Origin of the sequence: Acinetobacter sp., from assembly GCF_050285345.1 — a bacterium.
Lineage (GTDB): Bacteria > Pseudomonadota > Gammaproteobacteria > Pseudomonadales > Moraxellaceae > Acinetobacter.
Genome location: NZ_JBLZXR010000122.1, coordinates 1 through 26,256, shown reverse-complemented (window position 1 = coordinate 26,256; position 26,256 = coordinate 1). Strand labels below are relative to the sequence as shown.

Here is a 26,256-nt window from a genome sequence, read left to right as displayed (position 1 = left end):
GTAGTTTTCTTAGTCGAAATCTAAATTGTGTTATGTCCTTTTTATTTCAAGAGTTTAGAAAGTTGAGATTCGCGTATCTAATACTAAGTTATATTAAATCCATTAAGAATAAACAAAAAATTCACCATGACTGAACCCTTTGAACAACAATGGAATGATCTCTTTCCAAATAAAGTACCGATTCCATATGTATTTAAATTTTATTTTTCTGAATCTTGGTTTCGCATACATAGCTTGCCAGAGTCTAAACGTTATGCTGACACCCAAAACGAAAGACTTCTTTTATTAGATCGTCAAAATCAGATCATCACAGATTGCTTTGGCTTAGATACCTCTATTTATCTTGTGACAGGCAATTATTTTACGCTGGATTATTTTCGGCCAGAGTATGATAGAAGAAAAATCATTTCCTACAATTTAATAGAATCTCCGTCTATCAATCTACATCAAATAGACCCAGAATATTTTGATGATGGTGATGAAAATGATGGCTGTTTTATGCCCTTATACACGCAAGTAATATGGGAGCCTAAAAAACATGATGATTTATTATTAAAAATTGCAAATGATGAAATTGAAGCCTTTCTCATTTCGTTTGAAAAAAATATTATTATTGCGCCATATGATGGTGGGATCGATTTTATTATTCATGATGAAGCCCTTAAGCAACACTTAAAAGAAAAGTATAAGGATTGGCTATCTCCCAGAGGGGATGGTTTATAAAAAACCGCCTCACGGCAGTTTCTTCATTCTTAAAATCACATCTGAAACGCATAACCCAAAATCAAGAAAATCAATTGCAAGCCCAAAACAACAGCAAATAACATCCATCCTTTTTTGCGCAAAGCAGACTTATCCACTGCTTCATACTTCACTATTTTAATCATGTCATCACCTCATACATGAGCATTGATACTGAGTTGGTTTAGTGATCCATCTTTCTTTTATCTTGCATAATATTTGTGCATTTATTACACCATATCATGTTCACAACAATATAAAAGCAAAATCTAAACCAATATCAGTGGGAGAAATAAAAAATTAAATTCACAAAAATACAGCCCAATAAAAAAGCCACCCGAAGGTGGCTCTTCAAAACACATACTTCAAATTAACCAATGAACTTACGTGCATTGCGGAACATACGTAACCAAGCACCGTCTTCAGTCCAATCTTCAGGCTTCCAAGAGTGCTGTACAGCACGGAAGTTACGTTCAGGGTGCGGCATCATAATCGTTGCACGACCATCTTTAGACGTTACACCTGAAATCGCTTCTGGCGAACCGTTCGGGTTCATTGGATAGTGTTGAGTTGGGTTACCTTGGCTGTCTACATAGCGCAAGATCACTTGATCACCTGCATTTAATGCAGCCAAGTTATCTGCGCTTGTCACCACTCGGCCTTCACCATGCGCAACTGCGATCGGCAAGATCGAACCTTCCATACCTTCTAACAATACAGAGTTCGATTTTTCAACACGAACGTTGACAGCACGCGCTTCAAACATCTCAGAAGTGTTGCGGTGGAAACGCGGCCAAGCTTCAGCACCCGGAATTAACGGCGCAAGCTGAGACAGCATTTGACAGCCGTTACAAATACCAAGAGAGAAAGTTTCGTCACGGTTGAAGAATTTCTCAAATTGGTCACGAAGTTTCGGGTTAAACAATACTGATTTCGCCCAGCCGCCGCCTGCACCCATTACGTCACCGTAAGAGAAGCCGCCACATGCAACAAGCCCTTCAAAGTCATCAAGGCTAATACGACCAGCAAGCAAGTCGCTCATGTGCACGTCAACCGTATTGAAGCCTACTTTGTCGAATGCTGCAGCCATTTCAACATGACCATTTACGCCTTGTTCACGCAGAATCACCATGTTTGGACGGCGTTCGTTGATGTACGGCGCTTCGATTGGTTCGTTCAAATCAAACGTTGGTTTTGCAATTAAACCTGCGTGTGCTTTGTCCGTGATCAAGGCAAATTCTTGATCTGCTGTTTCTACGTTGTCGCGTAAGCGTTGGATTTGGTGTGATACTTCAGTCCAAGCCACTTGCAAGTCTGCACGTTCAAGTACTAAACCATTTACAGTCAATTGGTCAGTATTGTTAACTGTACCCACCACCGCAATTGCATCGCGTAATGTAGATGCCGCAACTTCAGCTTCTAATGCTGCCCAATCTGCTTTAGAAATTTGCAATACTGCACCAATTTCTTCTGCAAAAAGGCTCGCAGTCGATTGATCTTCTAACGCTACACCTAAGCGTGCAGCGAACATCATTTCTGCAACAGTTGCGAGTAAACCACCATCACCGATGTCGTGATATGCCTTAATTAAGCCACGGTTGTTCCAGTCTTGAACTAATGCAAAGAATGCTTTGAAGTCGTCAAAACTATCCACATCTGGGGTTACGGAACCAATGGCTTTATACACCTGTGCCAAAATCGAACCGCCTAGACGGAACTGACCTTTAGAAAGATCGATACGTACCAGTACAGACTCGATATTTTTAAGTTCAGGCGTTAATGTTTTACGTACATCCGTTACTGGAGCAAAGGCAGTGATCACACCTGACATTGGTGAAGTTACTGATTTGTCTTCGCCTTCGTCATTCCAAGTAGTACGCATAGACAATGAGTCTTTACCGACTGGAATTGCGATACCGAGCGCAGGACACATTTCCATACCAATGGCTTTAACACCTTCGAATAGCGCTTGGTCTTCACCTTTTTGACCTGCAGCGGCCATCCAGTTTGCAGACAATTTAATGTCACTGATCTGCTCAATTTTTGCAGACATAATGTTTGAAATCGATTCTGCTACAGATAAACGTGCAGAAGCAGCAGGGTTTAACAATGCAACTGGTGGACGCTCACCCATTGCCATCGCTTCACCAGTATAACCTTGTAAGCTTGTCGTCGTTACTGCTGCATCAGCAACAGGCACTTGCCAACGGCCAACAAACTGATCACGTGCAACCATACCCGTAATCGAACGGTCACCAATGGTGATTAAGAACGACTTAGACGCAACCGTTGGATTCTTCAGAACGCGGTAAATCGCATCTTTCAAATCAGTCACTTTAGCAGCATCAAAGTCATCGCCTTGACGCTCAATGGTTTCATATGAACGACTCATGCGCGGTGTGCCACCAAGCATCACTTGCATTGGCATATCCACAGCTTTGTTATCAAACAATGGATCGTTCACTGTTAAATGACGTGCTTCAGTTGCTTCACCTAAAACGGCAAATGGGCAACGTTCACGGGCACATAATGATTCAAATAATTCTAAAGATGATGGACGGATCGCCAAGACATAACGCTCTTGTGCTTCATTCGACCAAATCTCCATTGGAGACATGCCAGGCTCAAGCGATGGAATCTTACGAAGATCAAGTACGGCACCCAATTCGTGATCATTTACCAATTCAGGCATTGCATTGGAAATACCACCCGCACCCACGTCATGTACAGACACAATTGGGTTGTGATCTTCCATACGCCAGCAGGCATCAATCACTTCTTGACAGCGGCGTTCCATTTCTGGGTTTTCGCGCTGTACAGAAGCGAAGTCTAGGTTTTCACCCAATTTACCACTGTCCACAGAAGATGCCGCACCACCACCAAGACCGATCAGCATTGCAGGACCGCCAAGTACGATGAGCAGATCGCCCGGTTGGATTGGATCTTTTTCCACGTGGTCAGGACGGATGTTGCCGTAACCGCCAGCGATCATGATTGGCTTATGGAAGCCTTTTACATCGCCATTGACATTTTGTTCAAAAGTACGGAAATAACCATTTAACGCAGGACGGCCAAATTCGTTGTTGAACGCTGCACCGCCCAATGGGCCTTCAATCATAATTTGAAGTGGCGATGCCATACGCGATGGCTTACCGTAATTTTCTTCCCAAGGCTGTTCAAAACCCGGAATGTTCAAGTTAGAAACCGTAAAGCCAGTTAAACCTGCTTTTGGTTTACCACCACGACCTGTCGCACCTTCATCACGGATTTCACCACCCGAACCCGTTGCTGCACCAGCAAATGGCGCAATTGCTGTAGGGTGGTTGTGGGTTTCCACCTTCATCAAGATGTGAGCGGCTTGGCTCTTATATTTATAAACGTGGTGACCTGTCGCTTCATCCTTTTTAGGATAAAAACGTTGCGTGTCAAAACCCACGATTACCGAAGCATTGTCTTTATACGCGGACAATACATCTGTCGGTGATTCTTTATAAGTATTTTTAATCATTTGGAACAATGACAATGGCTGTTTTTCACCATCAATTGTCCATTCAGAACCAAAGATTTTATGACGACAATGCTCAGAGTTTGCCTGTGCAAACATCATCAATTCAATATCGTGCGGATTACGACCAAGCTTATTAAAAGCTTCGGTCAAATAATCAATTTCTTCATCAGATAATGCAAAACCAAACTCAGAGTTAGCTTTTACTAACGCTTCTTTCCCCTGACCTAAAATGTCAATTGAGTTTAAAGGCTTAGGTGCAGTTTCAGAGAATAATGCTGCAGCATCTTCAATTTGATTGAACACGCTTTCAGTCATACGGTCATGTAAAACTTGTTTTACTGCGTCTGATACTTCAGAAATGCCTTTTATAGTAAACAAGACACCGCGTTCAAGGCGGTGCACAGGTGTATTACAGTTAGCAAAAATATCAGTTGCTTTCGATGACCAAGGTGAAATCGTACCGACACGTGGTGTAACTAAAATCTGAACTTCATCACTTGCTGCTTGGCGAACTTCAAAAGAAGCTCCATCATTCAAGAGTTGTAAAGCAGATTGCTGTTGTTGCTCGTTGAGCGCTTGGTCAAACAGATAGACCCATTGGCTTTCTATTGATTGAACAGAACTGATAGACGATAAACGGTTTAAGAGTTGTGTTTGCTTAAAAGAAGAATGTGCAGGTGCACCGGCAATGATAAACATGCTGTTTTTGGCTCCACGGGCAGATTTAAACAACCTACCGCAATGTGACTTGAGAGAGCGCATATTCTACTGTGTATTAGCGAAATCAGCTAGATGGCAAAGCAGTTTTCTCATCTCTATTCCTATAAGAAATATTCAGAGTGCCTTTATTTTCCTATTAAAAAATCTTAAATCCGTCTTTAAAAAGGCAATTCAAAAGCTTGTATCTAAATAATTCAGGAAAGAGAGCATCAACTATTCATCCATTGAACCCAATAAATGCCAGACCATTTCACTCGCTAAGGTAAGAGATTTAGGGTCAATCTGATCAAGCGTATCGCAAGCTTGGTGATAACAAGGAGCGAACTCCAAAACATCACCTTTCAACTGTTCATTAAACAAAATAATTGATGCCACAGGCACTTTACCTAAAAACGGTGCAGTATCACTTGCCGTTAACGTTGAAATATCTTTTTTAGCGACAATTCCTTTTTGTTTTAAAATTGCCATCAGCGTTTGCTCCAACGCCAAATCTCCTGCATGGGTTGGAATTGCTCGCATTCCTGCGAGTAACTGTTGATAGTCTGCTCCATCCAAGCCACGTTCTTTCAACATTTTTTCCATTTCATCCACCGAAGATTTACTTGCATCGGCAATCATCACCGTTGGATTTTTGGTTCCCACCATATCGACATTAATATAGGCTTTGATTCCTTTGAGCTGTTCTGCACTCAACTTCTCTGCAAACGCGCTTGAACCTGCAATACCCACTTCTTCCGAATCCCAAAAAGCCAAATACACCGTATGTTTCGGTTTTTCTTTTTGTGCAGCCAATGTGTGCATCAACTGCAAAACCAATGCTACCCCTGATCCATTATCATTAATGCCAGGCCCCATTTTGACGGAATCATAATGCGCACCCACAATTACCGCGCTATCTTTGGATTGACCTTCAATCTCAACCACAATATTTTGCCCCACGGTTTTCTCTCGGTTTTCAAAAGGTAACATCTGAGCATGAAAGCCAGCTTTCTTGGCTTGATCTAAAATATATTGTGCCGATGCCAAACCACCTGCTGTCCCGACTGCACGATTACCGTGATGTTGCTCGGCAATTTTTTGAAAGGCCTGTAAATGTTGCATCATGGCATTTTCTTGTTGTGTGACACCGCTATTTGCGTGTTCGGTGTTTGAGTTATTTGGCGTAGCTAAACTGGTACAACCTGAAAGCACAACCAAACTGCTTAAATCAATTGCAGTCAACATTGGGAGAATTTTCTTTCTATTCATTTAAATTAGACTCATCAAGACCGTATATAAAAAATGGGATGCAAATTTCCCCCATCCCAGCTCATATTATCAGTTCATTTCTACTCGTCTGTTTATTTTTTTCAGTTTGAAATCTCAATTCGACCGCATGTTTTTTTAAGACAAGTTATGTCGTCCTGCTCTAGTGCTTTTCATCTAACTTTGGCATTATTCAACTCAGGTAATAAATGAATAACGATAAATGGCTCAAATGCGTTGGTTAGAACTGCTTTCCACAGTTCGGATTGGAAGTAAAAAACAAAATAGCGAATTGGCACGTAGTCCATTTCACAAAGATTATGATCGCATCATATTTTCCCAAAGTTTCCGCCAACTGAACCGTAAAACCCAAGTCCATCCACTAACGCAGCATGATGGCATTCACACGCGCTTAACTCATTCGCTCGAAGTATCCTGTATTGGGCGCTCTCTCGGTATGCTCGCAGCGGAAAAAATCAAAGATGAATTGCCGATTTGGATTTCTCCTGCCGATGTTGGTGCCATTATTCAAGCGGCTTGTTTAGCGCATGATATTGGTAATCCACCCTTTGGTCATGCCGGTGAATATGCCATTCGTGAATGGTTTGACGATGCCTCGCATGGTAACTTTTTAGAAAAACTTTCCGCAGAAGAACAAGCCGATGTACGTCAGTTTGAAGGCAATGCCCAAGGTTTACGCTTACTGACAAAGATTGACTATCACCCGAATGATGGTGGCATGCGTCTGACCTATGCCACTTTAGGTGCGTATTTAAAATACCCTTGGCTGTCAAAAACCATAGAATCGCAAGGCAATACCCCTGCCAGTCAACGTGCCAAATTTGGCTGTTATCAGGCAGAAAAAGACATCCTGCAACAAATTGCGGAGCAACTCGGACTGATTCAACTGGGTAAATATCATTATTGTCGCCATCCACTGACTTATTTACTGGAAGCCGCAGATGACATTTGTTATGCCCTGATTGACCTTGAAGATGGCATTATTTTAAACATGTTGTCTTATGAAGAAGTGGAACCGATATTCTTAAGTTTGCTGGGCGAATATAGCGCGCCCGTTGAACTCTCGATGCCAAAAACCACTTGGCAGCAAAAAATTGCAGCGCTGCGCGGGCGCGTGATGAAACGTCTGGTCGAGGAAGTCACCTCAGCTTTTGCCAAGCATCATTTTGAAATTCTAAGCGGCCAACTGGCAGGCAGTTTATTGCAATACTGTGCTGCTGATATTGAGCTGGGGATTAACCGTGCCAAGAACTTAGCTCGCGATAAAATCTTTGAACATCCACAAAAAGCGGGTTTGGAAATTATTGCCCATCAAAGTTTGCAAAATATTTTAGATGCATTTATTCCACTGACCACACCACATAAAACCTTAAGCTTTAAAGAGCAACGTTTAATGGCCATTTTATGCCGTTCTGGTGCGCATTTTGGTAGTAATCACTATGAAAACATCATGCAGGTCTTGGACATTATTTCTAAGTTTTCAGACCATCAAGCTTATAACTTATCGCAAGAACTACAGGGCAATAAGGCCGGTTTGATTTAAAGATCTACCAAATACCAAAATTGATGATAAAGCCACCAATCTCAACTGAATTTTCTGTGAGTTTTTGCCTTTCAATGCAATGCTCACTACTATGCAACCATGAATAGAAAAGTGAATCACACAACATGATCGGATGTCTTATTGGTGAAGTCTTCGCACTCGAAGCACCTACCGTACTTTTAAATGTAAATGGTGTCGGTTATGAAATTGATACTCCACTGACAACCTTCTGCCAGCTCCAAAAAGGCCAAAAAATCACGCTCTGGACTCACCTTGCGGTTCGTGAAGATGCTCAACTGCTTTATGGTTTTTTGCATCAACAAGAAAAAATCATTTTCCGTACACTTTTAAAAGTTAACGGTGTTGGCCCTAAAATGGCATTAGGCATTCTGTCGACCCTCAGTGTAGACATGCTAATTCATACCGTTGAACATGAAGATATCAATACACTGGTTAAAGTACCGGGCGTGGGTAAAAAAACTGCTGAACGCCTGATGATTGAACTCCGTGACCGCTTTAAAGCCATGTCATCTGGCACCGTACCAAGCAACTCAACTGTAGAACAAATCCAATTTACAGGGAACTCGGCTGTTGCTGAAGCGGAAGCTGCATTGCAATCTTTAGGTTACAAACCTTTAGAAGCACAAAAATTAGTCAATGCCGCAAAAGGTGACTTTACTGAAGCAAGCGACATCATCCGTGCTGCTCTCAAATCCATGAATAAATAATTCAAATAGACACACCAATACACCTAAATTGGATACACGAAGGCGACATGGATGTCGCCATGTTGGATTGGGATATAAGGACATATCCTCAATCCAACACAAGATTTTTGTTACTTTTGATCTTTCAAAAGTAAGGCAATGCCTACACAATGGTACCTAAACACAAATCATAATTTGAGGCTGTGCCTCGAAAGTTCAGCCAGAGATTGATTTAACTATATGCAAGACCGTCTCATCGGTGGTTCCGAAAAACCCGAAGATCACATCGATCGTGCCATCCGTCCAACCTCACTCGACGACTATATTGGTCAGCCTGTGGTTCGCGAACAAATGGAAATCTTTATTGGCGCTGCCCGTGGCCGTGAAGAAGCACTCGATCACACCTTGATTTTTGGCCCACCAGGTTTAGGTAAAACTACCCTCGCCAATATTATTGCCCGCGAAATGGGTGGGAACTTAAAATCAACTTCAGGCCCGGTACTGGAACGTGCAGGCGATTTGGCCGCTATGCTGACCAATCTTGAAGAAGGTGATGTGTTGTTTATTGATGAAATCCATCGTCTTTCTCCTGTAATTGAAGAAATTCTCTATCCTGCCATGGAAGACTACCAGCTGGATATCATGATTGGTGAAGGCCCAGCGGCACGTTCAATTAAACTTGATTTACCACCTTTTACTTTAGTTGCTGCAACCACGCGTGCAGGCCTACTCACCTCACCTTTACGTGACCGTTTCGGGATCGTGCAACGCCTAGAATTTTATTCAGTGAAAGATTTAACCCATATTGTCAATCGTTCTGCCAATTTAATGGATGTACCCATTACCGTTGACGGTGCGCAAGAAGTGGCTCGTCGTGCACGCGGTACACCGCGTATTGCCAACCGGTTATTGCGTCGAGTTCGTGACTATGCACAAGTCAAAGGCACAGGTGAAGTAACGCAAGACATGGCACAACGCGCACTGGATATGTTGAATGTCGATAAAGATGGTTTAGATACCTTAGATCGTCGTTATCTTTCGATGTTATTAGAACGCTTTGATGGTGGCCCTGCAGGTGTAGAAGCTTTGGCAGCCGCGATGGCAGAAGATTCAGGTACGCTTGAAGATGTGATTGAGCCTTATTTAATCCAGCAAGGTTATGTCATGCGTACTGCGCGTGGCCGTATTGCCACCAATATGGCCTATATACAGTTTGGGATGACACCACCTGAACCCAAATAGATATTATTTAAGGGAGTTTTTAAAACTCCCTTTTTCTTTTATATAATTTATCATCATAATCAATACAAATATCAAAAAAGCATATTAAAATGATGAATCTTGACCAAAAAATAATTGATAAAATTAAAGCCGACTATCTTCAAAACCTTCCCAAAGATTGTAGTATTCAACACATTCCGAGACAGCAGCCGCTTCATTTATTCAGTCAAAATCAACTGGATGATTTTGAAAGTTTGTTTAATCCTGAGTTAATTTTTTTTATTAATATTGAATGTGAAAATATCAAAACACAGGAAACATTCGACGTTACTGAAGAAAACTTATTCAAAATCAAACAATCTCCTGCCGACTTTAAAATTGAAAGCTTAAGTTTCGATTATACCTCTGCATTGATCTTTATTAGTTTCCATTACCAAGACGAAATCCAAGCCTTGTTAGATAAAAACTTTTCTAAACCTAAAATCAACACACTCTATTTCAGCCTTGCCTTGGTGGCTTCGTTCACTTTTATGTATCTATTTTTTTCATTACCGCAAGACAGCGGAAATTTTTTAAGCTTTGTCATTTTCGGTATTGCCTTTCTATGCATGGCATACTTATATGAATCTTTAAAATCATTGCTTCCCAAACAGCAGAAAAAGCAAAAAACTAAAAATACATTTTATATTGCTCAATATTTAGCAACACATCTCCATGATTTTGCAGATACGCATTTCAAATTGGATAATTTAGAACGGCCAGATGAATTGACCTAAGTATATATCTGATGCTGATAAGTTCTGCAAAGATTTATGCGAGTTGAAACCTTGTGCCATTGGACTGATAACTCACGATGCTAAACTGCCCGTCATTGAAGCACTTGACGAGTCATTGAATTATCGCCATTTTTAAATGCACTAATTCTTTGCTGAAGTGCAGACCAATATTTTTCAGATTTTATAAAGACGGAACACTCTCATGGCGAATAAATTCGAATTCAACATTCGTGTATATATTGAAGATACAGATGCAGGTGGCATTGTTTACCACGCAAATCATATTCGCTTTATGGAACGTACCCGCACAGAATGGCTACGCGCTTCAGGTGTAGACCATTATTGGCATCAAAAAGATTACAACTTTGTCGTTCATAAAATAAATGTGAAATATTCACGTCCTATATTAATGGATGACCTAATTACTGTTACAGCAAGTGTAGTTTCGTGTAAGGCTACGTCATTTGTGTTGCAACAAAATATTTATCGTGGTGATATTATGCTGGCATCAGGTGAGGTAGAATTGGCATGCATCAGCGCAGAGATGAAACCGCGTCGCCTCCCTGATGAAATACGTGAACTGATTCAAAAAGAATTGGAACAAAATTAAAAAAACCATTTGGCACATGTAGTAACTATGGCAACTCAACTCGAATCAACACTTAAAGTTTCAGATCTCATCCTTCAAGCAAGTCCTGTCGTTCAATTGGTAATGCTCTTGCTGTTATTGGCCTCGCTGTTCAGCTGGTATCTGATTGCCAAGTTACACATGAGTTATAAAAAAGCCCAAGCTGACGATGATCATTTTCAAAAGATCTTTTGGTCAGGGGCTGAACTCAATACCCTATATAACAATGCCCAACTCAACTCAAAACGAGTGGGCCTTGAAGATGTGTTCTATCAAGGTTTGGGCGAATTTTTCAAACTAAAAAAACGTAAAGCCTCTGCTGCACAGTCCATTGAAGGTACAGAGCGTATTTTACGCGTAGGTCTAAGCCGTGACCAAAGCACTTTAGAACAAGGTTTAGGCGCATTAGCCAGCATTGGTTCGGTTGCACCTTATGTCGGTTTATTTGGTACTGTTTGGGGCATTATGAATGCTTTCATTGGTTTAGCAGATGTTGACCAAGTCACCCTTGCAACAGTTGCCCCCGGTATTGCCGAAGCGTTGATTGCCACTGCCATTGGTTTATTTGCAGCCATTCCTGCGGTATTGGCGTTTAACCACTTTACGGCAAAAGGTGAAACGGTTTATAACAACCGTGCCCTATTTGCCGAAGAAATGGTTGCGTTATTACAGCGCCAGTCTGTAGGTTCGACTCAGGACAATGACTAATGGCGATTCAACGTTCTGGGCGCTTTGAGCGCATTAAAAAACCTTTAAAAAGTGACATGAACGTCGTGCCTTATATTGATGTCATGCTCGTACTTTTGGTCATCTTCATGGTGACCGCTCCAATGATTACCACAGGTGTTAAAGTTGACTTGCCACAAGCCAATGGCACACCAATGCAGGCGGAAGACCGCCCTGCCATTGTCACGCTTGAATCAGATGGCACGATTAAACTTGAAGATAAAACTCATAATAATGACGTGCTCACACTCGACGAGTTAAAAGTAGTTCTAACCGAATCACAAAATCAAGCTACCGAGCAAAAGAAACAAATGAGTGTGCTCATTAACGGCAGTGAATCTCGTCCTTATGGGGAAGTCATGAAACTCATGTCGACTCTTCAGGATGCAGGATTAACACAAGTAGGTTTACTGACTGAGCCATTAAAATAATTTATGAACGATTTTAAAAAGCCACCGTTTAAACAAAAAGCCGTTGCGATTGGCTTCACGCTTGGCGTGCATGTCATTGCCGTGGTTGGCTTGCTTTATCTTGGCATGAGTAAGCCACCTGAGCCGCCGAAAAAAATTACCACCGTTTTAGTTAAACCGGAAGATTTAAAACCGATAACGCGCGAAGAAACTAAGTTTGATGAAACAGCGCATGAAAATGTGGCAGAACACATCACCCAAACTGCGGAACCGAGTGTAGAACCTGCTCCAGAAATTCCAACGGCCGCACCGCCTAAGCCAACTGAAACACCTAAGGCAGATCCGCAACTCGCCGCGCAGCAAGCACTTGCCGCAGCAAAAGCACAACAGCTTGCTGAACAAAAAGCCGCTGATCAGGCCAAACGTGCTCAAGACCAAGCGAAAGCTGCTGAAGCTGCCAAATTAAAAGCGCAACAAGAAGCTAAAGCGGATGCTGCCAAGGCAAAAGCAGATGCCACGGCGAAAGCTAATGCCGACGCGGCTAAACGTAAAGCCGATGCAGATGCCAAAGCCAAGGCTGAAAAAATCCGGGCCGATGCATTAAGAAAAGCAGAAGCTGACAAAACCAAAGCCGCAGCGACGGCAAAAGCCAATGCTGATGCGAAAGCCAAGGCCAATGCCGAAGCTGCTAAACGTAAAGCCGATGCTGATGCAAAAGCCAAAGCAAATGCTGAAGCTGCTAAACGTAAAGCCGAAGCAGATGCGAAAGCCAAAGCAAATGCTGAAGCTGCTAAACGTAAAGCCGAAGCAGATGCGAAAGCCAAAGCAAATGCTGAAGCTGCTAAACGCAAAGCCGAAGCAGATGCAAAAGCTAAGGCAAATGCTGAAGCTGCTAAACGTAAAACCGATGCTGATGCAAAAGCCAAAGCAAATGCTGAAGCTGCTAAACGTAAAGCAGACGCCGATGCAAAAGCCAAGGCCAATGCGGAAGCTGCTAAACGCAAAGCCGAGGCAGACGCAAAGGCAAAAGCCGATGCCGAAGCGCGTGAACGTGCTGCTGAAGAAGCCAAAGCCTCATCGGCAAGAAAAGCAGCGGAAGAAGCTGCACAGAAAAAAGCTGAAGCCAAAAAAATTGCCTCAACTGCTAAACGTGATTTTGAAAATAAAATCAAACGTGCATGGGATACACCAACAGGCTCTAGTGGCAAAACAGCGACTGCTCGTGTCACGCTCACTGATAATGGTTCCGTTCGTTCTGTGATTGTAAATTCCAGCGATCCAGACATGAAAGCCAGTATTGAAGCGGCAGTTCGTGCTGCCGCACCCTACCCAATGCCGAGCGATCCAGATGCAAGACGCGAGGCCCAAAGTTTTACCTCAACCTTTAAGTCTTCAAATTAAGTTTATAAATCCCTGCATTCATTGCGGGGATTTTTTATTGATCTACTTTTAAACTAAGTAATTCAACAACAATGCCCGATACCGACCGACTCTAAATAATGATATCACCAACAGATTATCTATTATAAACACTTGATTAACAATAAATTTAAACTCAAAAAATGTATCATTTTCAGCTTAAAACATGGCTTTTCCTTCGTCATTTTTAAGTTAGACTTCAGAAAAAATGAATAAAAATTCTGCATTTTTCACAGTGTTATAACAGTTCAGTCATATTTTCATGCTTTTAAAAATCTAAAATCATGCCATTATGTGACACAACCAAATATAGACAATAACTCACATTTTTAGAGTAATTAGCGAATGATGGAAATGACGCCTAAACATCTACTTTGCTTAGCAATTATGACGACCTTGAGTCCAGCTTTAGTGACTCAGACCCATGCACAGCTTCACCTCGAAATCACTAAAGCTCCTGAAGCTGCACCTAAAATTGCGATTGTTCCATTTAGCAATGATGCCAATATTTACCCTGTGGTCGAAAGTGACTTAAATCGTTCTGGTAAATTTACTAGCGCATCGAAAAACTTACCTGCAACAGCCGGTATGAATTCACCCAATGCCGAAGCTTGGCAAGCAGCTAACGTCCCTTATGTGGTGACAGGAACATCAAAAACCACAGCAGATGGTTCTTATGAAATTCACTATCAACTCTATGACGTAGAAAAAAAACAATACCTACTGAATGAGTTACTCACGGTGCCCGCTTCACGCTCTCGCCAAGCAGCACATATGATCAGTGATGCCATTTATCAAGCATTAACAGGTATTGCAGGTGACTTTAGTGGTCGTATTGCCTATGTACTGCGTAATGCGGCAACACCAGATCAACGCTATACCCTACAAATTGCTGATACCGATGGTGAACAACCGCGTACCATTTTGACTTCGCGTGACCCAATCCTTTCTCCGGCCTGGACACCCGATGCTAAGAAACTGGCTTATGTGTCCTTTGAAACCAAACGTCCAGCGATTTATATTCAGGACTTAGCAACAGGTAGCCGTGAAAAAGTCGCAAGTTTCCGTGGTTTAAACGGTGCGCCAAGCTTCTCACCAGACGGTAAGAGCATGTTGTTTACTGCCTCAATGCATGGCAATCCTGAAATTTACAAAATGGACTTACAAACGCGTCAGCTTCAGCGCATGACCAATGATACGGCAATCGACACCGAAGCACGTTATGCACCAGATGGTAAATCCTTTATTTTCACCTCTGACCGTGGTGGCTCAGCGCAAATTTACACTTACAATTTAAGCTCAGAAAGTGTGAAACGTTTAACTTTCCGCGGCGCATTTAATGCACGCGGGACCTTAAGTGCAGATGGTAAAAAATTAGCATTGGTTCACCGTCCAAGCGGCAGTAACTACAAAGTCGCTGTGCAAGACATCAACTCCAGTGTCACCAACATCCTAACGCCGACCAGTTTAGATGAATCGCCAAGTTTCTCACCCAATGGACAAATGGTGGTCTATGCAACACGCGAAGGCAATCGCGGTTTACTGGCAATCATGTCGCTTGATGGTCGTTTCCGGATGAATCTTCCAAGTGAACAAGGTGAAGTCCGTGAACCGGCTTGGGCACCGAAATAAACCCTGCATGATTTATTCCACTATAACTTTTAATAAACATCACAATGAACCGCCATGGAGATAAAGATGAATGCTGTAAAATTATTCGCACTTCCTATTTTAGCCACAGCACTAGTAATGACAGGCTGTGCAAGTCGTAAACCTGCTGCCGATATTCAAACAGGTCAAACCCCTACTGGCTCAACTTCAGTGAATACTTCTGGCCTCAGTGAAGATGCTGCGCTGAATGCACAAAATCTTGTGGGTGCATCATCAAAAGGTGTAACTGAAGCAAATAAAGCATTTTTAGCAAAACGCGTTGTGCATTTTGACTATGACAGCTCAGAACTCAGCAATGAAGACCTACAAACGCTGCAAGCACATGCACAATTCTTAGTAGCAAATGCGAACTCTCGTGTGGCATTAACAGGTCATACCGATGAACGTGGTACACGTGAATACAACATGGCACTTGGCGAGCGTCGTGCCAAAGCAGTCGAAAGCTTCCTTGTTACAACCGGTGTCAATCCAAACCAACTAGAAGCGGTAAGCTATGGTAAAGAAATGCCAGTGAATGCAGGTCATGACGAAAACGCATGGAAAGAAAACCGTCGCGTTGAAATCAACTACGAAGCTGTTCCACCCCTATTAAAGTAATTCCTCACTTTGAAACTTTGAAGATGAAAAAAAGCACTCATATTTGAGTGCTTTTTTATTATGAGGCTAAAATATTCATTCAGTCGTTCAATTCAATTATGATAAGTTAATCGATCAAATCAAAGTGCCTGAAATCACATCCATTAAGCGCCCTCTTTCGGCTGATCTGCATTCTCTTTTTCAGCTTGCATCGACTCAATCAGATCATGTTTATTGAATTTTTTGTATTCGGATTTTGCTTCATAGCCACTCCATGCAGCTTTTACATTATCGGAAGAAATATCATCTAAATTCAATCCTTCGCTCGGTGTCGGAGTCGCATCAAATTTTTTTGTGGTCATTGTTGTGCTCCCTGTCTGTCATTTTTTAATCTATCTTCAACATAGCAGGTTATTCAGGACTTGCAAGGGTAAAATCACGGCAAATAGTCTAGTTTAATTTTTCTTTTGCTTCGTTCTCATCTAAAATGTTGTGCAATCACGTTTTTATCATTTTTGATAAATTTATATTTGGAGTTTTCCTGTTATGTCAAATCTCACCCTTTCCCAATTTCTACAACAACAAAGTGGTAATTTAACACCAGCGCTTGCACAAGTTATTGAAACAATTGGTAATACTTGCAAAGACATCGACCTTCTTTTACAAAAAGGCGCTTTAGCGGGTGTTTTGGGGAGTGCACAACACGAAAACGTTCAAGGTGAAGAACAAAAGAAATTAGACGTTATTTCGAATGACTATTTAATTGATGCGTTAAAAGTACACCCGCATGTGGGGGGATTAGCGTCTGAAGAGTTAGATGAATTCACCCCTGCGCAAGAAAATGGTGACTATCTTGTATTGTTTGATCCACTTGACGGTTCAAGCAACATTGATATCAACATGTGTGTGGGTACAATTTTCTCAATTCTGCCTGCAAAAAATGCAGTGACCCAAGCTGAAGACTTTATGCAAGCGGGTAACCAACAAGCTGCAGCAGGTTATGTTCTGTATGGCCCATCGACCATGATGGCATTAACCGTAGGTGCTGGCGTTGTATTCTTCACCTTTGACCCAGAACGCAAAGAATTCTTGCTTACCAAAGATGCCATTACTGTTGCAGCAGACACCAAAGAATATGCAATCAATGCATCGAACCAACGTCACTGGGAAGAACCGGTAAAACGTTATATCGATGAACTGCTTGCAGGTAAAACTGGCCCACGTGAAAAAGACTTCAACATGCGTTGGGTAGCGTGCATGGTTGGTGATATTCACCGTATTCTTTGCCGTAGCGGGATCTTTATGTATCCATACGACTTCAAAGATCCGAAAAAAGCGGGCCGTCTACGTTTAATGTATGAAGCAAACCCAATGAGTATGTTAATGGAACAAGCTGGTGGCGCATCTACAACGGGGCGCGTGCGTATTCTAGACATCCAACCGACTGAACTTCATCAACGTGTACCAGTCATCATTGGTTCAAAAAATGAAGTAGATCTTGTAACGTCTTACCACAACTAATTTAATTTTTTAATGAGAGTCAGCTCCTGACTCTCATGGATATCTCCCTCATGGCACTGATTTATCTAGAATCAAAAGACAATCCTAAAATTAAGCACCTACGTGGCTTAATTGAACAAAATACTTACCGTAAAAAACAAGGTCAAACTGTTTTAGAAGGTACGCATTTGGTGCTGTCTTGGCTCGATTCAAAAAAACCGATTAAATCGATTTTCACCACTGAACAAGCGATTAATCACCCAGATTTTGACCGTATTGCCGAGCAATATACCGGTGCGGTATTTATCTTAAGTGAATCGCTGTATAAGGATATTAGTACCTTAGGAACTTCACTGGCTTGCTTAGCCATTGTCGACCTCCCGACCCAACGCGATGCCTTAAATTTCAGTGAAGACACCTTAATTTTGGATAATATCCAAGACCCAGGTAATGTCGGTACGTTACTACGTTCTGCTGCGGCTGCAGGTATTGAACAAGTAGTTTGTACCAAAGGTTCAGCATCACTGTGGTCCCCACGCGTACTTCGTGCAGGTATGGGGGCGCATTTTTCATTAAATACGTTTGAAAATATTGCGCTGGAAGACATTCTGACCAAATTCAAAATTCCAGTGTATGCCACCAGCTCACACCAATCTGAAAACTTATATTCTAAAAACCTACGCCAACAATGCGTATGGATTTTAGGCAATGAAGGTCAAGGTGTATCTGAATATGCATTGAAACATGCTCAAGCCGTGGCAATCCCACAACCAGGTGGTCAAGAATCATTAAATGTCGCTATTGCCGGCTCGATCTGCTTTTTTGAAATGGTTCGCCAGCGTCAGTAAAATCGTTAATTTATTTTATTTCGCGGCAACCCTTCAGAAAAATAGATTACACTAGAAAAATAATAATTCTTTTTGTCAACCTAACCATTATTTCCAGCGTTATTTATATATGAATACGGAAATAATGGTGGGTATCCAATGACAGGATTCTCCATCCCTATGGATTTAGCACCCAAACAGTCTGAGACTCAAAACAGCAGTGTTCTTAAGAGCACGGCAGAATCTCGTCTGAAAAACTTCATGAATGAAGTTACGGGGCGTGCTTTAGTGATGATGGAAAGCGCAACACACGGTCAACATGGCATTGCGATGGACTTGGTGCAAGAAGCCTTCATTTCATTACATAAAGCGTATGCAGATAAATCCACAGAAGAATGGTATCCTTTATTTTATACTATTCTAAACAATAAGCTGCAGGATTGGCGGCGCAAAGAAGCGCGTCGTTCTCAACCTTTTTCCTTATTCAGAAAAGTCAGCCTTGATGACGATGATGTCGAAGTTCAGGATGTTGTAGACGAATCTACCCCCAATCCTTTTGACTTCTTGAATCAGGCTGTTACTGCAGAAGAAATTCAAAATGCGATTGCAGAACTTCCTGTCCGTCAGCAACAAGCGTTTATGTTGCGAGCTTGGGAAGGTTTCGATACGCATACAACTGCAGAAATTATGAATTGTTCCGAAGGCAGTGTGAAAACACATTACCACCGTGCCATTCAGGGTTTACGTACCGCTTTGGCACATTTGAATCCACATATGGGAGGATCATCCGAATGAAACAAGATGATTTCTTAAAGCAAGTAACTTCCAAACTTGATGGACTCGCACAGCATCATAAAGACAAAGCTACTGTTATGAACAACGTGCTTGAGGACATTCATCAACACGAAACTTCACGCTATGGCTTCTGGAAAATGTCAGGCTTTGCGCTTGCAGCGGCAATCGCAGGTTTTGTTGTATTACCCAATGCAACCGTGCTTGATGAAAAACCACAAAATCAGGTGATTTCTACACCGAAGCTGTCTCCACAGATGGTAGAAGATCTTGAAATGTTAATGGTTCTGGGTGAGGACAAAGTTCCACATGGCAGCTAAAAAATTAGCAATCGCATTCTGTGCCTTCAGCTTTCTGCAAACCAGTTTTGCAGGATTTGATCGTTTTTGGATTTTTTCCAAAGATGCAGATACCCAAGTCAATGAAACTTGGGATTCTTTATCAGAAGTTGAACAGCAAGCATTGATCAAAAAATATCAAATGCTTAAAGAAATTCCATCCGAGCAAGGTGTGAGTTTGCAACAACGCATGGATTGGTTTACCCAACTTCCTGATGCGGAAAAACAGCGTATGCGCGAAACATGGCAAAAGATGAGTACGCTTGAACGTAAGGAACTTGCGGCACGTATGCAAAAAGCAGCTCCGGATGAACGCTCTGCAATTCGTGATGAATATATTAACAAGTATCTACAACCGGTTGCCGTTGTTCATTAAGATAATCACTCTACCCTTCTCATGGTTTGAGCTTAACAAGCAAATATATAAAAGCCTCTAAATTTAGAGGCTTTTTTGATTATTCAAGATCATTTTTTGTTTCGGCTACGGTATACACCTAAACCGAATAAAGCCAGTAAGCCCCAAATACCCATTGAACCACCACTTGAAGATGTATTAGTATTCGTCGCACTATTCTTTAAGAGAATAATGGCATTAGATGATTCAACCCCATCACTATCTAGGACACTGTACTGCACAGGATAATCAAACTGACTAAATCCATTTTTTACTGAGAACGTGATTTTTCCACCATAACAAGTTTCTCTAAGATAGGTTGCTGGACATGGCCCCTTAAATTCAGCTTCAAAGTTTAAACCTGCTGGAATTTTAGAAAAACGTATTGGGATATTTTGACCCGCTTCATTTTGATGCCATACCGCTTTCGCAACAGCTAGACTGCTAACTGGGCCATCACCATCATCATTTGCATGTTCAGTTAAATTATTTACAGTAATGCTGAGATTATTGGATGGATCAATACGATATTCACCATATTTAGCGACAGGAGCTATATTTTTAAAAGCAACCCGCACAATCCCTGAAGACTCTGATTGACTACCTGACTTTTGCTTAAGCGTATATTTACAGAATCCATACTCTGTTGAAGCTGTTGTCGCACCACTGGTACGATAAATCACAATTTGCTGAATACCAGCATCCCACTCACAACGTAGGTCATGTTCTGGATTACCATCAATACTGACTTCACCCGTAGTCGAAACCTTGACTTCTGAACCAATACCAATCGGAGTACTGGTCACCGTATAGTTATCTGAATTTAAAGCAATTTGGTGAATTTCTGTCGTGCCAGTAACATCTTCCTCTTGAGGGAGTGAAGCCGTAAATGGATCAAAATAAACTGCGCGGTATTTCAAGTTCTTTTTCAAAGCGCTTAATATCGCTTCGAATTTTGTTAAATCATCCTGATTGGCAACTTTATATTCTTTAAATTTCGGATCATTAATATCCTCTTTTAGCTGATCAATCGTATTTTGATACTTATCCTGCAAACTTGTTAATGATTCATTACTAATCTCCGCCATATCTGCGGCAGTAAGACGCATTAATTCCACAGAACCAATATCACAGGTATTACGCTGATCTGGATTTAACTGCAAGGTACCATCGGTAATTCGCAAAACACCCCGTTGGTCGGCATCACTACAACCCTCTTGCCCAAGGTTTAACAAACTAAAACCACTAGTGAACTTTTGAGGATAATACAGCGGTAAATATAAGTTATATGCAGACTTCGGCTGCAATTCACTCAGCAGAGTACTCATTGCATAGCTTGAGACATCATGATTTTTTAAATATTCACTGCTATTGGTCAATACGCTTTCTGGTAAGTCACATTGTCCTTTTTCCAATTCAAGTGCATTGTTACTTGCTACAAATTTTTGGCTATTATCAGGTACAGTATTGTCCAAATAACGACATGATTTACCGCCTGTGTTATAGGCAATGAGGTTAAAGTACCAAGCTTTAGTTCCATTTTTATCATAGTAATACGTGCTGGCAGCATTATTTTCAACAATCGTATTACTGGTAAAAACAAAGCTTGAAAATGTACTTAAGCGATCAGTACCATTTGATATGGCGCGAATAATACTCCCCGAAGTAGGATGAGCTTGATTCTGTGCAATGGTATTGGATGTCAGTTCTACAGTCGTACGTCCACAAAAATCCATCACACTCGTACTTGCTGCCGAACCATTTTGAATAATACTGCTTTGCTGGAAAGTAATTTCAGGCTGAGTATCTCCCAAATTACCAATACAATCCATAGCCACAACACTGCCCTTTGGCGCCTGATTGCCTTTCACAATACTACTGGTGAGAAGAGTTTTTTTTGCAATATTATGGGCAACCGTATAGATCGCACCACCCGCAACTTTCGCCTCTGAATTCTCAATGGCACCATTATTTAAGCTAAATGCACCGCCTAAATACAATGCACCACCACGATCTTGGGTCATCCCGCCCGTTAGACGCACATTGTTGACCACGAAGTTCGCCTCAGAACGTGAGGTATTGAAAATACGGGATTTTCCTTGGGCATTAATGGTGGTTTTGATGTCCTCATAGGCTGGATATTTTTGTGTGAGTAAATTTTTTGCTTCGTAATTAAAACGACTTTTACCATTAATCACGATTTGATTTTGTGGAACCAACTCTCCTTTGGTTAATAAATATTCACCTGCTTCTAACTGTATATAATCTGTCTGACCATTTAATGCATTACCAACGGTACATCCCCCATAAGCTTTATTTTTACGTGCAGTTTCTATTGCTTCACGTAATGAACATTTATTAAGGTTTTCACCATTTTCATCTTCAAAGGTGGTGACATTAATGACTTTACTTGTTTCTGCCATAGATGACATAGCCACAAGGACCATGACAGCCAGCAATCCTTTTTTATAATTTTTCATTTGCTGTCCTTAAAACAATAAATCACGGTGATTTCTTATAGCGACGAAATCCAACCAAACCCATCAGTGCGAATAATCCTGTCCACCCCAAAGCACCACCTGAGGTTTTTACAGTTTTACTTTCCATATCATTGGTTTTTTCTTGAATGATTCGAACTTCAGCAGCCAAATAATTTTTATCCGAAGTGTTAAAGCGTGTAGATGACGTCACCACGCGAAGTTCGAAAATATCTGCGCCATGCCAATTTCCATTGGGTCTATATTCAAAATCACCGTTGAGATTGAGCGTGAACTTCCCTTTTGATTCGGTCGACTGTTTAAGGACCGGACAACCATCCTGCCATGGTTCACCTGTAGGATTTTCCATTCCCATGACGAGGCGACATTCTTCTTTCGGAATTAAGTCACTATCCCCTAATGCATCCAAAATATTGAATTTGGCAACTTCACCTATACGAATATCTTGTCCCAAACGTGGCATGCTCACCGGAACAACAATTTCAATTGCACCACGGTCACACCATACATCATCTAGATTACGTAAGGTGCCGCGTTGATCTGAAGACTCGCAATACACATGATGTTCATTGCCATCAGATGTGGTTGTACCTTTATTGAGTATTGGACTTGAAAAAAATGTTGCATAATCGAGTAAAATACGTGGGCGCAAATAGCCAATAAACGCATTACTTGCTGTGCTAAATGGGCAGAATAGAGATGTTCGATCGTCTGTCAGGGTCTTACACGTTCCTTCGTCTTCACCTGCCAACAAGCTACTTTCCGACCAAAGATCATTTAAATTTGCGACTGGACCAACCGAACAACCACTGCCGAGTAAATTGTTGTACAACACGCTTTTATCCGTATTTGCATCAACAACTTTACAGTCCTGTCTTATGCTGTTTACAGCATTGCCAATCACCACACTATTGGCAAGATAACCATGCTCAGAAGTGGTATTAAATTCGATACCCCCACTATTTTTAACTACAGTAAGGTTATTTAGCCCTAAGCCATCCCGTACATTAATGGCAAAGCCTTTATTTTTAAAGAATGTGCTATTTGCAATGACATTATGTGGATTTGAAAAGACCAATTTGGATAGGTCAGCTAAACCATTTTGGTTATAGACAATGGCACGTCCTGAACTGCTTTCATTGCCTTTAAACAGCGATGCATAGATTTCATAAGCAGGCGCTTCTGAGTAAATTGCTCCCCCCTCGACCGCTGTATTATTTTCAAAAATTGAGGTTCGAATATGCAAACGACTTGCTGAACCCACACCCTCTTCTGAAAAACCAACATTGTAAATTGCACCACCTAAACGAGCGCTACCAGCCTGAAATTTCACATTTTCCAAAACTAATTTTTCATTGTTGTAGAGAATGCCGCCTTTCTCGGCACATTGACCTTGCTTACATCCCTTAAAGGTAATTTCCTTAAAATTAACCGTCACTAATCCCTTGTCATTATTATCAATATTAAAAATTTGGTCTTGAGTTGTCATTTCAATGACAGCATTATTTAAACCAAGTACCACATCTTCATTTACATTACTGTCATAAACCGTTTTGATGTTCATTTCGGCTTTAATATCAATTTTTTTATTCAGTTTATAAACTGCATTTTTTGTTAAAGCTATCGATGCATAGGTGTCTTTTCCGCCGCAGCCGTTATAACCAGCTTCTGGCATCTCCATATTGATATATTCAATTGCTTCACGAAGTGAACATTCCTTGTCATCCTTCACTATATCTTCTGTTGTAGTTACGGTAATTTCTGCGCTAAACGCATGTCCTGCAAGCAGCAACATGCCTACGCCTATGCTCTGTTTGAGCATATCCATCTCCTTTAATTTTTTTTATCTTTTATTGTTAAGTTGCACAATCCTTGCAACATTAAAATATTTTTACGTACTTTGTCATAGCTTGAGTAATTACTCAAGAATTTTTATTGTTTACCGATATTCATCAATCAAAGCAAAAATTTGCCTTAAATTGGCATGACTCAACTTTACTTTTTCTCCTTTTAACATCTGAATGAGTTGCTCTAAAGAACGTAATAAAATCGAGGCTTGATGCGGGCCATGTGCCAACAAATAATCCAAAATTTGCTGATCCATGTGAATACCACGACGGGCTAAAACTGAAGTGACCAACGCTTGTCGGTCAGCATACAAACTACCATTCGGCACTTTGACACTCACCGCCTGCGTCAATCGAGATTGTAAATCTGGTAATTCAAGCTTTAGTTCAATTGGAGCAACTCGAGAAGAAAAAACCAACTGCCCGCCTTCTTCATTATTATAGTTAATTAGGTGAAAGACTGCTTTTTGCCAATGTGGAACCCCACTGATGGCTTCAATATCATCGAGGGCTACCAAATCATAACGATCTAGTGAGGTAATTGCTTCAGTCGGTGCATCTAGCAATTCAAGCAGAGACACCTGTATTGCAGATTTACCAATTTCTAGATACGAATCACAAATGGCAGACAGTAGATGACTTTTCCCTGTTCCTGCACCGCCATAAATATAGAAACGATTCATTAATCCTGCATGCAACTGACGGACTCCATCAATGACATGCCCCCAACTTGGCCCTGAAAAATCGCTAATTCGGGCATCGAGTTGAGGTTCTATATCTAACTGCAATTGACGCATATCTATATTTTTGCCTTATTCATCTTTTTTATCTGATGGTTCGATGTTACTTGAAATTTCAGGCTTTTGCGGTGTATTCGCCGCATGATTTTTCAACTCAATATCGACTGCTACTTGATTAGTTTCAACCGTCACGGAACCTGTCGCTGCATCGCTGACCACAATCACATCATTTCGATATAACTGACTCTTTTCGTAATTTTCACGAGCATGTCGTAATAACACCACAATGATTGCAGCAACAGGCAATGCAATCAACATCCCGAGTAATCCTGCCAACTGCGCACCTGCCAATACTGCAAATACTACTGCGACGGGTGAAAGGCCAATTTTATCGCCCAATAAAAAGGGTTGAAGAATGTAACCTTCTATCGCTTGGCCAATCATAAAGACCACTAACACCAGTGCCAGATGCACCCAATCTAAACCAAATTGGAATAAACAAGCGATCACAGCAGAGATGATCCCGACTGCAAATCCTAAATAAGGAATGATACTGGCAAGCCCTGCAATCATCCCGATAATGATACCAACTTCTAATCCAACAAGTTGTAACCCGACTGCATAGACCACTCCGAGTAAAAACATCACCAGAAATTGGCCTTTAACGAATGCGCCTAAAACTTCGTGACATTCACCAGCAATCGTTAAGGTACTTTTTTCATATTTACGAGGAATAAGACGACGCATGCTGTCCAACATACGCTCCCAATCCAACAAGAAATAGAAAGCAATAATCGGAATTAGAACAACTGTGCCACCAATCTGAATAAAATTCAGACCTGATTGTGCCACTTTCAAGATCATTGCTTGAATACTATCAGCACTATAATTGGTCTGAATATATTCCATGATCGCAGCCGACATTTGTTCAGTATCAATTTCCATTGGCACTAAATTGAAGGTGCTCGACAACCACGGCAGGAAGGTATAGTTGACCCAATGAATATTGCTTGGAATATTATTTTTAGCATACATCAACTGTTCCCAGACCAACGGTACAAGGAACCACATTGCAAGACAAATCATGACGCCAATGCCAACAAATACAAAACTAATAGATAGCCAGCGCGGCAAGCCGATTTTATGTAATTTATTAACGAGAGGACTAAATAGATATGCGATTAAAAAGGCGCCAATAAATGGAACCACCACGGGTTTTAGCAGGTATAAAACCCAGAGGATCAGTGCTATCCCAGCAAGAATAAAAATTCGGCGCAAGGTGCGATCACCCATATAAAGTCACCTTTTTCCAATGTAATCGTTATAGAGAAGAAAATATTTTAATAAAGATAACATTTTAGTGCGAAATAGCATAAGAGTTTTGCATATTCAGGTTATAATCCCCGCG

The 26,256-nt window shown here is 41.3% G+C and carries 24 protein-coding genes; 16 read left to right on the top strand and 8 right to left on the bottom strand.

Features of this window, described 5'->3' with window-relative positions; all coding sequences use genetic code 11:
* The first annotated feature begins 126 nt into the window (after window positions 1-126).
* Window positions 127-723 (top strand): DUF3885 domain-containing protein, encoded by a 597-nt coding sequence (locus ACN6OV_RS10900; RefSeq protein WP_427952873.1) that lies wholly within the window; start codon window positions 127-129, stop codon window positions 721-723.
* A 35-nt stretch (window positions 724-758) separates the two neighbouring features.
* On the opposite strand, the gene ACN6OV_RS10895 is transcribed toward ACN6OV_RS10900, so the two are convergent.
* From ACN6OV_RS10895 to ACN6OV_RS10885, 3 genes are all read right to left on the bottom strand, one after another.
* Complete coding sequence (locus ACN6OV_RS10895; protein ID WP_427952871.1) at window positions 759-887, bottom strand: KGW motif small protein; 129 nt, start codon at window positions 885-887, stop codon at window positions 759-761.
* 224 nt (window positions 888-1,111) lie between these two features.
* Window positions 1,112-4,948, bottom strand: coding sequence for a phosphoribosylformylglycinamidine synthase (purL, locus tag ACN6OV_RS10890; protein WP_427952869.1), 3,837 nt, complete (start codon window positions 4,946-4,948; stop codon window positions 1,112-1,114).
* 234 nt (window positions 4,949-5,182) lie between these two features.
* Complete coding sequence (locus ACN6OV_RS10885) at window positions 5,183-6,217, bottom strand: M20/M25/M40 family metallo-hydrolase (protein WP_427952867.1); 1,035 nt, start codon at window positions 6,215-6,217, stop codon at window positions 5,183-5,185.
* A gap of 220 nt (window positions 6,218-6,437) precedes the next feature.
* Between ACN6OV_RS10885 and ACN6OV_RS10880 the strand changes: the two genes are divergently transcribed.
* From ACN6OV_RS10880 to pal, 10 genes are all read left to right on the top strand, one after another.
* Window positions 6,438-7,778, top strand: coding sequence for a deoxyguanosinetriphosphate triphosphohydrolase (locus ACN6OV_RS10880; RefSeq protein ID WP_427952865.1), 1,341 nt, complete (start codon window positions 6,438-6,440; stop codon window positions 7,776-7,778).
* A gap of 125 nt (window positions 7,779-7,903) precedes the next feature.
* Window positions 7,904-8,506: a Holliday junction branch migration protein RuvA gene (ruvA, locus tag ACN6OV_RS10875; protein WP_125280477.1), complete on the top strand. Its 603-nt coding sequence runs from the start codon at window positions 7,904-7,906 to the stop codon at window positions 8,504-8,506.
* Between the two features lie 219 nt (window positions 8,507-8,725).
* Window positions 8,726-9,727 carry a Holliday junction branch migration DNA helicase RuvB gene (gene ruvB / locus ACN6OV_RS10870; protein ID WP_427952863.1) on the top strand — a complete coding sequence of 334 codons (1,002 nt, stop codon included), beginning with the start codon at window positions 8,726-8,728 and terminating at the stop codon, window positions 9,725-9,727.
* A gap of 89 nt (window positions 9,728-9,816) precedes the next feature.
* On the top strand, window positions 9,817-10,482 hold the full coding sequence (locus ACN6OV_RS10865; protein WP_427952861.1) for a hypothetical protein: 666 nt from the start codon (window positions 9,817-9,819) through the stop codon (window positions 10,480-10,482).
* 202 nt (window positions 10,483-10,684) lie between these two features.
* Window positions 10,685-11,092: a tol-pal system-associated acyl-CoA thioesterase gene (gene ybgC, locus ACN6OV_RS10860; RefSeq protein ID WP_427952859.1), complete on the top strand. Its 408-nt coding sequence runs from the start codon at window positions 10,685-10,687 to the stop codon at window positions 11,090-11,092.
* Between the two features lie 27 nt (window positions 11,093-11,119).
* A complete protein-coding gene (gene tolQ / locus ACN6OV_RS10855) occupies window positions 11,120-11,818 on the top strand; it encodes a protein TolQ (protein WP_427952857.1) in 699 nt (232 codons plus the stop codon).
* Complete coding sequence (gene tolR, locus ACN6OV_RS10850) at window positions 11,818-12,267, top strand: protein TolR (protein ID WP_427952855.1); 450 nt, start codon at window positions 11,818-11,820, stop codon at window positions 12,265-12,267. The genes tolQ and tolR overlap by 1 nt, the downstream gene beginning before the upstream one ends.
* A gap of 3 nt (window positions 12,268-12,270) precedes the next feature.
* Window positions 12,271-13,647: a cell envelope integrity protein TolA gene (gene tolA / locus ACN6OV_RS10845; protein WP_427952853.1), complete on the top strand. Its 1,377-nt coding sequence runs from the start codon at window positions 12,271-12,273 to the stop codon at window positions 13,645-13,647.
* 366 nt (window positions 13,648-14,013) lie between these two features.
* On the top strand, window positions 14,014-15,297 hold the full coding sequence (tolB, locus tag ACN6OV_RS10840; protein WP_427952877.1) for a Tol-Pal system beta propeller repeat protein TolB: 1,284 nt from the start codon (window positions 14,014-14,016) through the stop codon (window positions 15,295-15,297).
* A gap of 66 nt (window positions 15,298-15,363) precedes the next feature.
* Window positions 15,364-15,933 carry a peptidoglycan-associated lipoprotein Pal gene (pal, locus tag ACN6OV_RS10835; RefSeq protein ID WP_427952851.1) on the top strand — a complete coding sequence of 190 codons (570 nt, stop codon included), beginning with the start codon at window positions 15,364-15,366 and terminating at the stop codon, window positions 15,931-15,933.
* 143 nt (window positions 15,934-16,076) lie between these two features.
* Here the strand turns inward: pal and ACN6OV_RS10830 are convergent, their stop codons facing one another.
* Window positions 16,077-16,274: an NF038105 family protein gene (locus ACN6OV_RS10830; RefSeq protein ID WP_427952849.1), complete on the bottom strand. Its 198-nt coding sequence runs from the start codon at window positions 16,272-16,274 to the stop codon at window positions 16,077-16,079.
* A 184-nt stretch (window positions 16,275-16,458) separates the two neighbouring features.
* On the opposite strand from ACN6OV_RS10830, the gene ACN6OV_RS10825 reads away from it, so the two are divergent.
* From ACN6OV_RS10825 to ACN6OV_RS10805, 5 genes are all read left to right on the top strand, one after another.
* Window positions 16,459-17,433 (top strand): class 1 fructose-bisphosphatase, encoded by a 975-nt coding sequence (locus tag ACN6OV_RS10825; RefSeq protein ID WP_427952847.1) that lies wholly within the window; start codon window positions 16,459-16,461, stop codon window positions 17,431-17,433.
* 50 nt (window positions 17,434-17,483) lie between these two features.
* A complete protein-coding gene (locus ACN6OV_RS10820; RefSeq protein WP_427952845.1) occupies window positions 17,484-18,260 on the top strand; it encodes a TrmH family RNA methyltransferase in 777 nt (258 codons plus the stop codon).
* Window positions 18,261-18,419: 159 nt separating this feature from the next.
* A complete protein-coding gene (locus ACN6OV_RS10815) occupies window positions 18,420-19,034 on the top strand; it encodes an RNA polymerase sigma factor (protein WP_427952875.1) in 615 nt (204 codons plus the stop codon).
* Window positions 19,031-19,351, top strand: coding sequence for a hypothetical protein (locus ACN6OV_RS10810; protein ID WP_427952843.1), 321 nt, complete (start codon window positions 19,031-19,033; stop codon window positions 19,349-19,351). The genes ACN6OV_RS10815 and ACN6OV_RS10810 overlap by 4 nt, the downstream gene beginning before the upstream one ends.
* Window positions 19,341-19,745 carry a DUF3106 domain-containing protein gene (locus ACN6OV_RS10805; protein ID WP_427952841.1) on the top strand — a complete coding sequence of 135 codons (405 nt, stop codon included), beginning with the start codon at window positions 19,341-19,343 and terminating at the stop codon, window positions 19,743-19,745. The genes ACN6OV_RS10810 and ACN6OV_RS10805 overlap by 11 nt, the downstream gene beginning before the upstream one ends.
* Window positions 19,746-19,834: 89 nt before the next feature.
* Here the strand turns inward: ACN6OV_RS10805 and ACN6OV_RS10800 are convergent, their stop codons facing one another.
* From ACN6OV_RS10800 to cxpE, 4 genes are all read right to left on the bottom strand, one after another.
* Complete coding sequence (locus ACN6OV_RS10800) at window positions 19,835-22,243, bottom strand: CSLREA domain-containing protein (RefSeq protein ID WP_427952839.1); 2,409 nt, start codon at window positions 22,241-22,243, stop codon at window positions 19,835-19,837.
* Between the two features lie 22 nt (window positions 22,244-22,265).
* Window positions 22,266-24,083 (bottom strand): rhombotarget A, encoded by a 1,818-nt coding sequence (gene rbtA, locus ACN6OV_RS10795; protein ID WP_427952837.1) that lies wholly within the window; start codon window positions 24,081-24,083, stop codon window positions 22,266-22,268.
* Between the two features lie 117 nt (window positions 24,084-24,200).
* Window positions 24,201-24,905 carry a DnaA regulatory inactivator Hda gene (gene hda / locus ACN6OV_RS10790; protein ID WP_427952835.1) on the bottom strand — a complete coding sequence of 235 codons (705 nt, stop codon included), beginning with the start codon at window positions 24,903-24,905 and terminating at the stop codon, window positions 24,201-24,203.
* 15 nt (window positions 24,906-24,920) lie between these two features.
* Complete coding sequence (gene cxpE / locus ACN6OV_RS10785) at window positions 24,921-26,141, bottom strand: chloramphenicol efflux transporter CxpE (protein WP_427952833.1); 1,221 nt, start codon at window positions 26,139-26,141, stop codon at window positions 24,921-24,923.
* Window positions 26,142-26,256: the final 115 nt, after the last annotated feature.

Bases quoted from the DNA above. Each gene is read 5' to 3' on its own strand.
- ACN6OV_RS10900 (WP_427952873.1), top strand. From the start codon at position 127: ATGACTGAACCCTTTGAACAACAATGGAATGATCTCTTTCCAAATAAA.
- ACN6OV_RS10895 (WP_427952871.1), bottom strand. From the start codon at position 887: ATGATTAAAATAGTGAAGTATGAAGCAGTGGATAAGTCTGCTTTGCGC.
- purL (WP_427952869.1), bottom strand. From the start codon at position 4,948: ATGTTTATCATTGCCGGTGCACCTGCACATTCTTCTTTTAAGCAAACA.
- ACN6OV_RS10885 (WP_427952867.1), bottom strand. From the start codon at position 6,217: ATGAATAGAAAGAAAATTCTCCCAATGTTGACTGCAATTGATTTAAGC.
- ACN6OV_RS10880 (WP_427952865.1), top strand. From the start codon at position 6,438: ATGGCTCAAATGCGTTGGTTAGAACTGCTTTCCACAGTTCGGATTGGA.
- ruvA (WP_125280477.1), top strand. From the start codon at position 7,904: ATGATCGGATGTCTTATTGGTGAAGTCTTCGCACTCGAAGCACCTACC.
- ruvB (WP_427952863.1), top strand. From the start codon at position 8,726: ATGCAAGACCGTCTCATCGGTGGTTCCGAAAAACCCGAAGATCACATC.
- ACN6OV_RS10865 (WP_427952861.1), top strand. From the start codon at position 9,817: ATGATGAATCTTGACCAAAAAATAATTGATAAAATTAAAGCCGACTAT.
- ybgC (WP_427952859.1), top strand. From the start codon at position 10,685: ATGGCGAATAAATTCGAATTCAACATTCGTGTATATATTGAAGATACA.
- tolQ (WP_427952857.1), top strand. From the start codon at position 11,120: ATGGCAACTCAACTCGAATCAACACTTAAAGTTTCAGATCTCATCCTT.
- tolR (WP_427952855.1), top strand. From the start codon at position 11,818: ATGGCGATTCAACGTTCTGGGCGCTTTGAGCGCATTAAAAAACCTTTA.
- tolA (WP_427952853.1), top strand. From the start codon at position 12,271: ATGAACGATTTTAAAAAGCCACCGTTTAAACAAAAAGCCGTTGCGATT.
- tolB (WP_427952877.1), top strand. From the start codon at position 14,014: ATGGAAATGACGCCTAAACATCTACTTTGCTTAGCAATTATGACGACC.
- pal (WP_427952851.1), top strand. From the start codon at position 15,364: ATGAATGCTGTAAAATTATTCGCACTTCCTATTTTAGCCACAGCACTA.
- ACN6OV_RS10830 (WP_427952849.1), bottom strand. From the start codon at position 16,274: ATGACCACAAAAAAATTTGATGCGACTCCGACACCGAGCGAAGGATTG.
- ACN6OV_RS10825 (WP_427952847.1), top strand. From the start codon at position 16,459: ATGTCAAATCTCACCCTTTCCCAATTTCTACAACAACAAAGTGGTAAT.
- ACN6OV_RS10820 (WP_427952845.1), top strand. From the start codon at position 17,484: ATGGCACTGATTTATCTAGAATCAAAAGACAATCCTAAAATTAAGCAC.
- ACN6OV_RS10815 (WP_427952875.1), top strand. From the start codon at position 18,420: ATGGATTTAGCACCCAAACAGTCTGAGACTCAAAACAGCAGTGTTCTT.
- ACN6OV_RS10810 (WP_427952843.1), top strand. From the start codon at position 19,031: ATGAAACAAGATGATTTCTTAAAGCAAGTAACTTCCAAACTTGATGGA.
- ACN6OV_RS10805 (WP_427952841.1), top strand. From the start codon at position 19,341: ATGGCAGCTAAAAAATTAGCAATCGCATTCTGTGCCTTCAGCTTTCTG.
- ACN6OV_RS10800 (WP_427952839.1), bottom strand. From the start codon at position 22,243: ATGAAAAATTATAAAAAAGGATTGCTGGCTGTCATGGTCCTTGTGGCT.
- rbtA (WP_427952837.1), bottom strand. From the start codon at position 24,083: ATGCTCAAACAGAGCATAGGCGTAGGCATGTTGCTGCTTGCAGGACAT.
- hda (WP_427952835.1), bottom strand. From the start codon at position 24,905: ATGCGTCAATTGCAGTTAGATATAGAACCTCAACTCGATGCCCGAATT.
- cxpE (WP_427952833.1), bottom strand. From the start codon at position 26,141: ATGGGTGATCGCACCTTGCGCCGAATTTTTATTCTTGCTGGGATAGCA.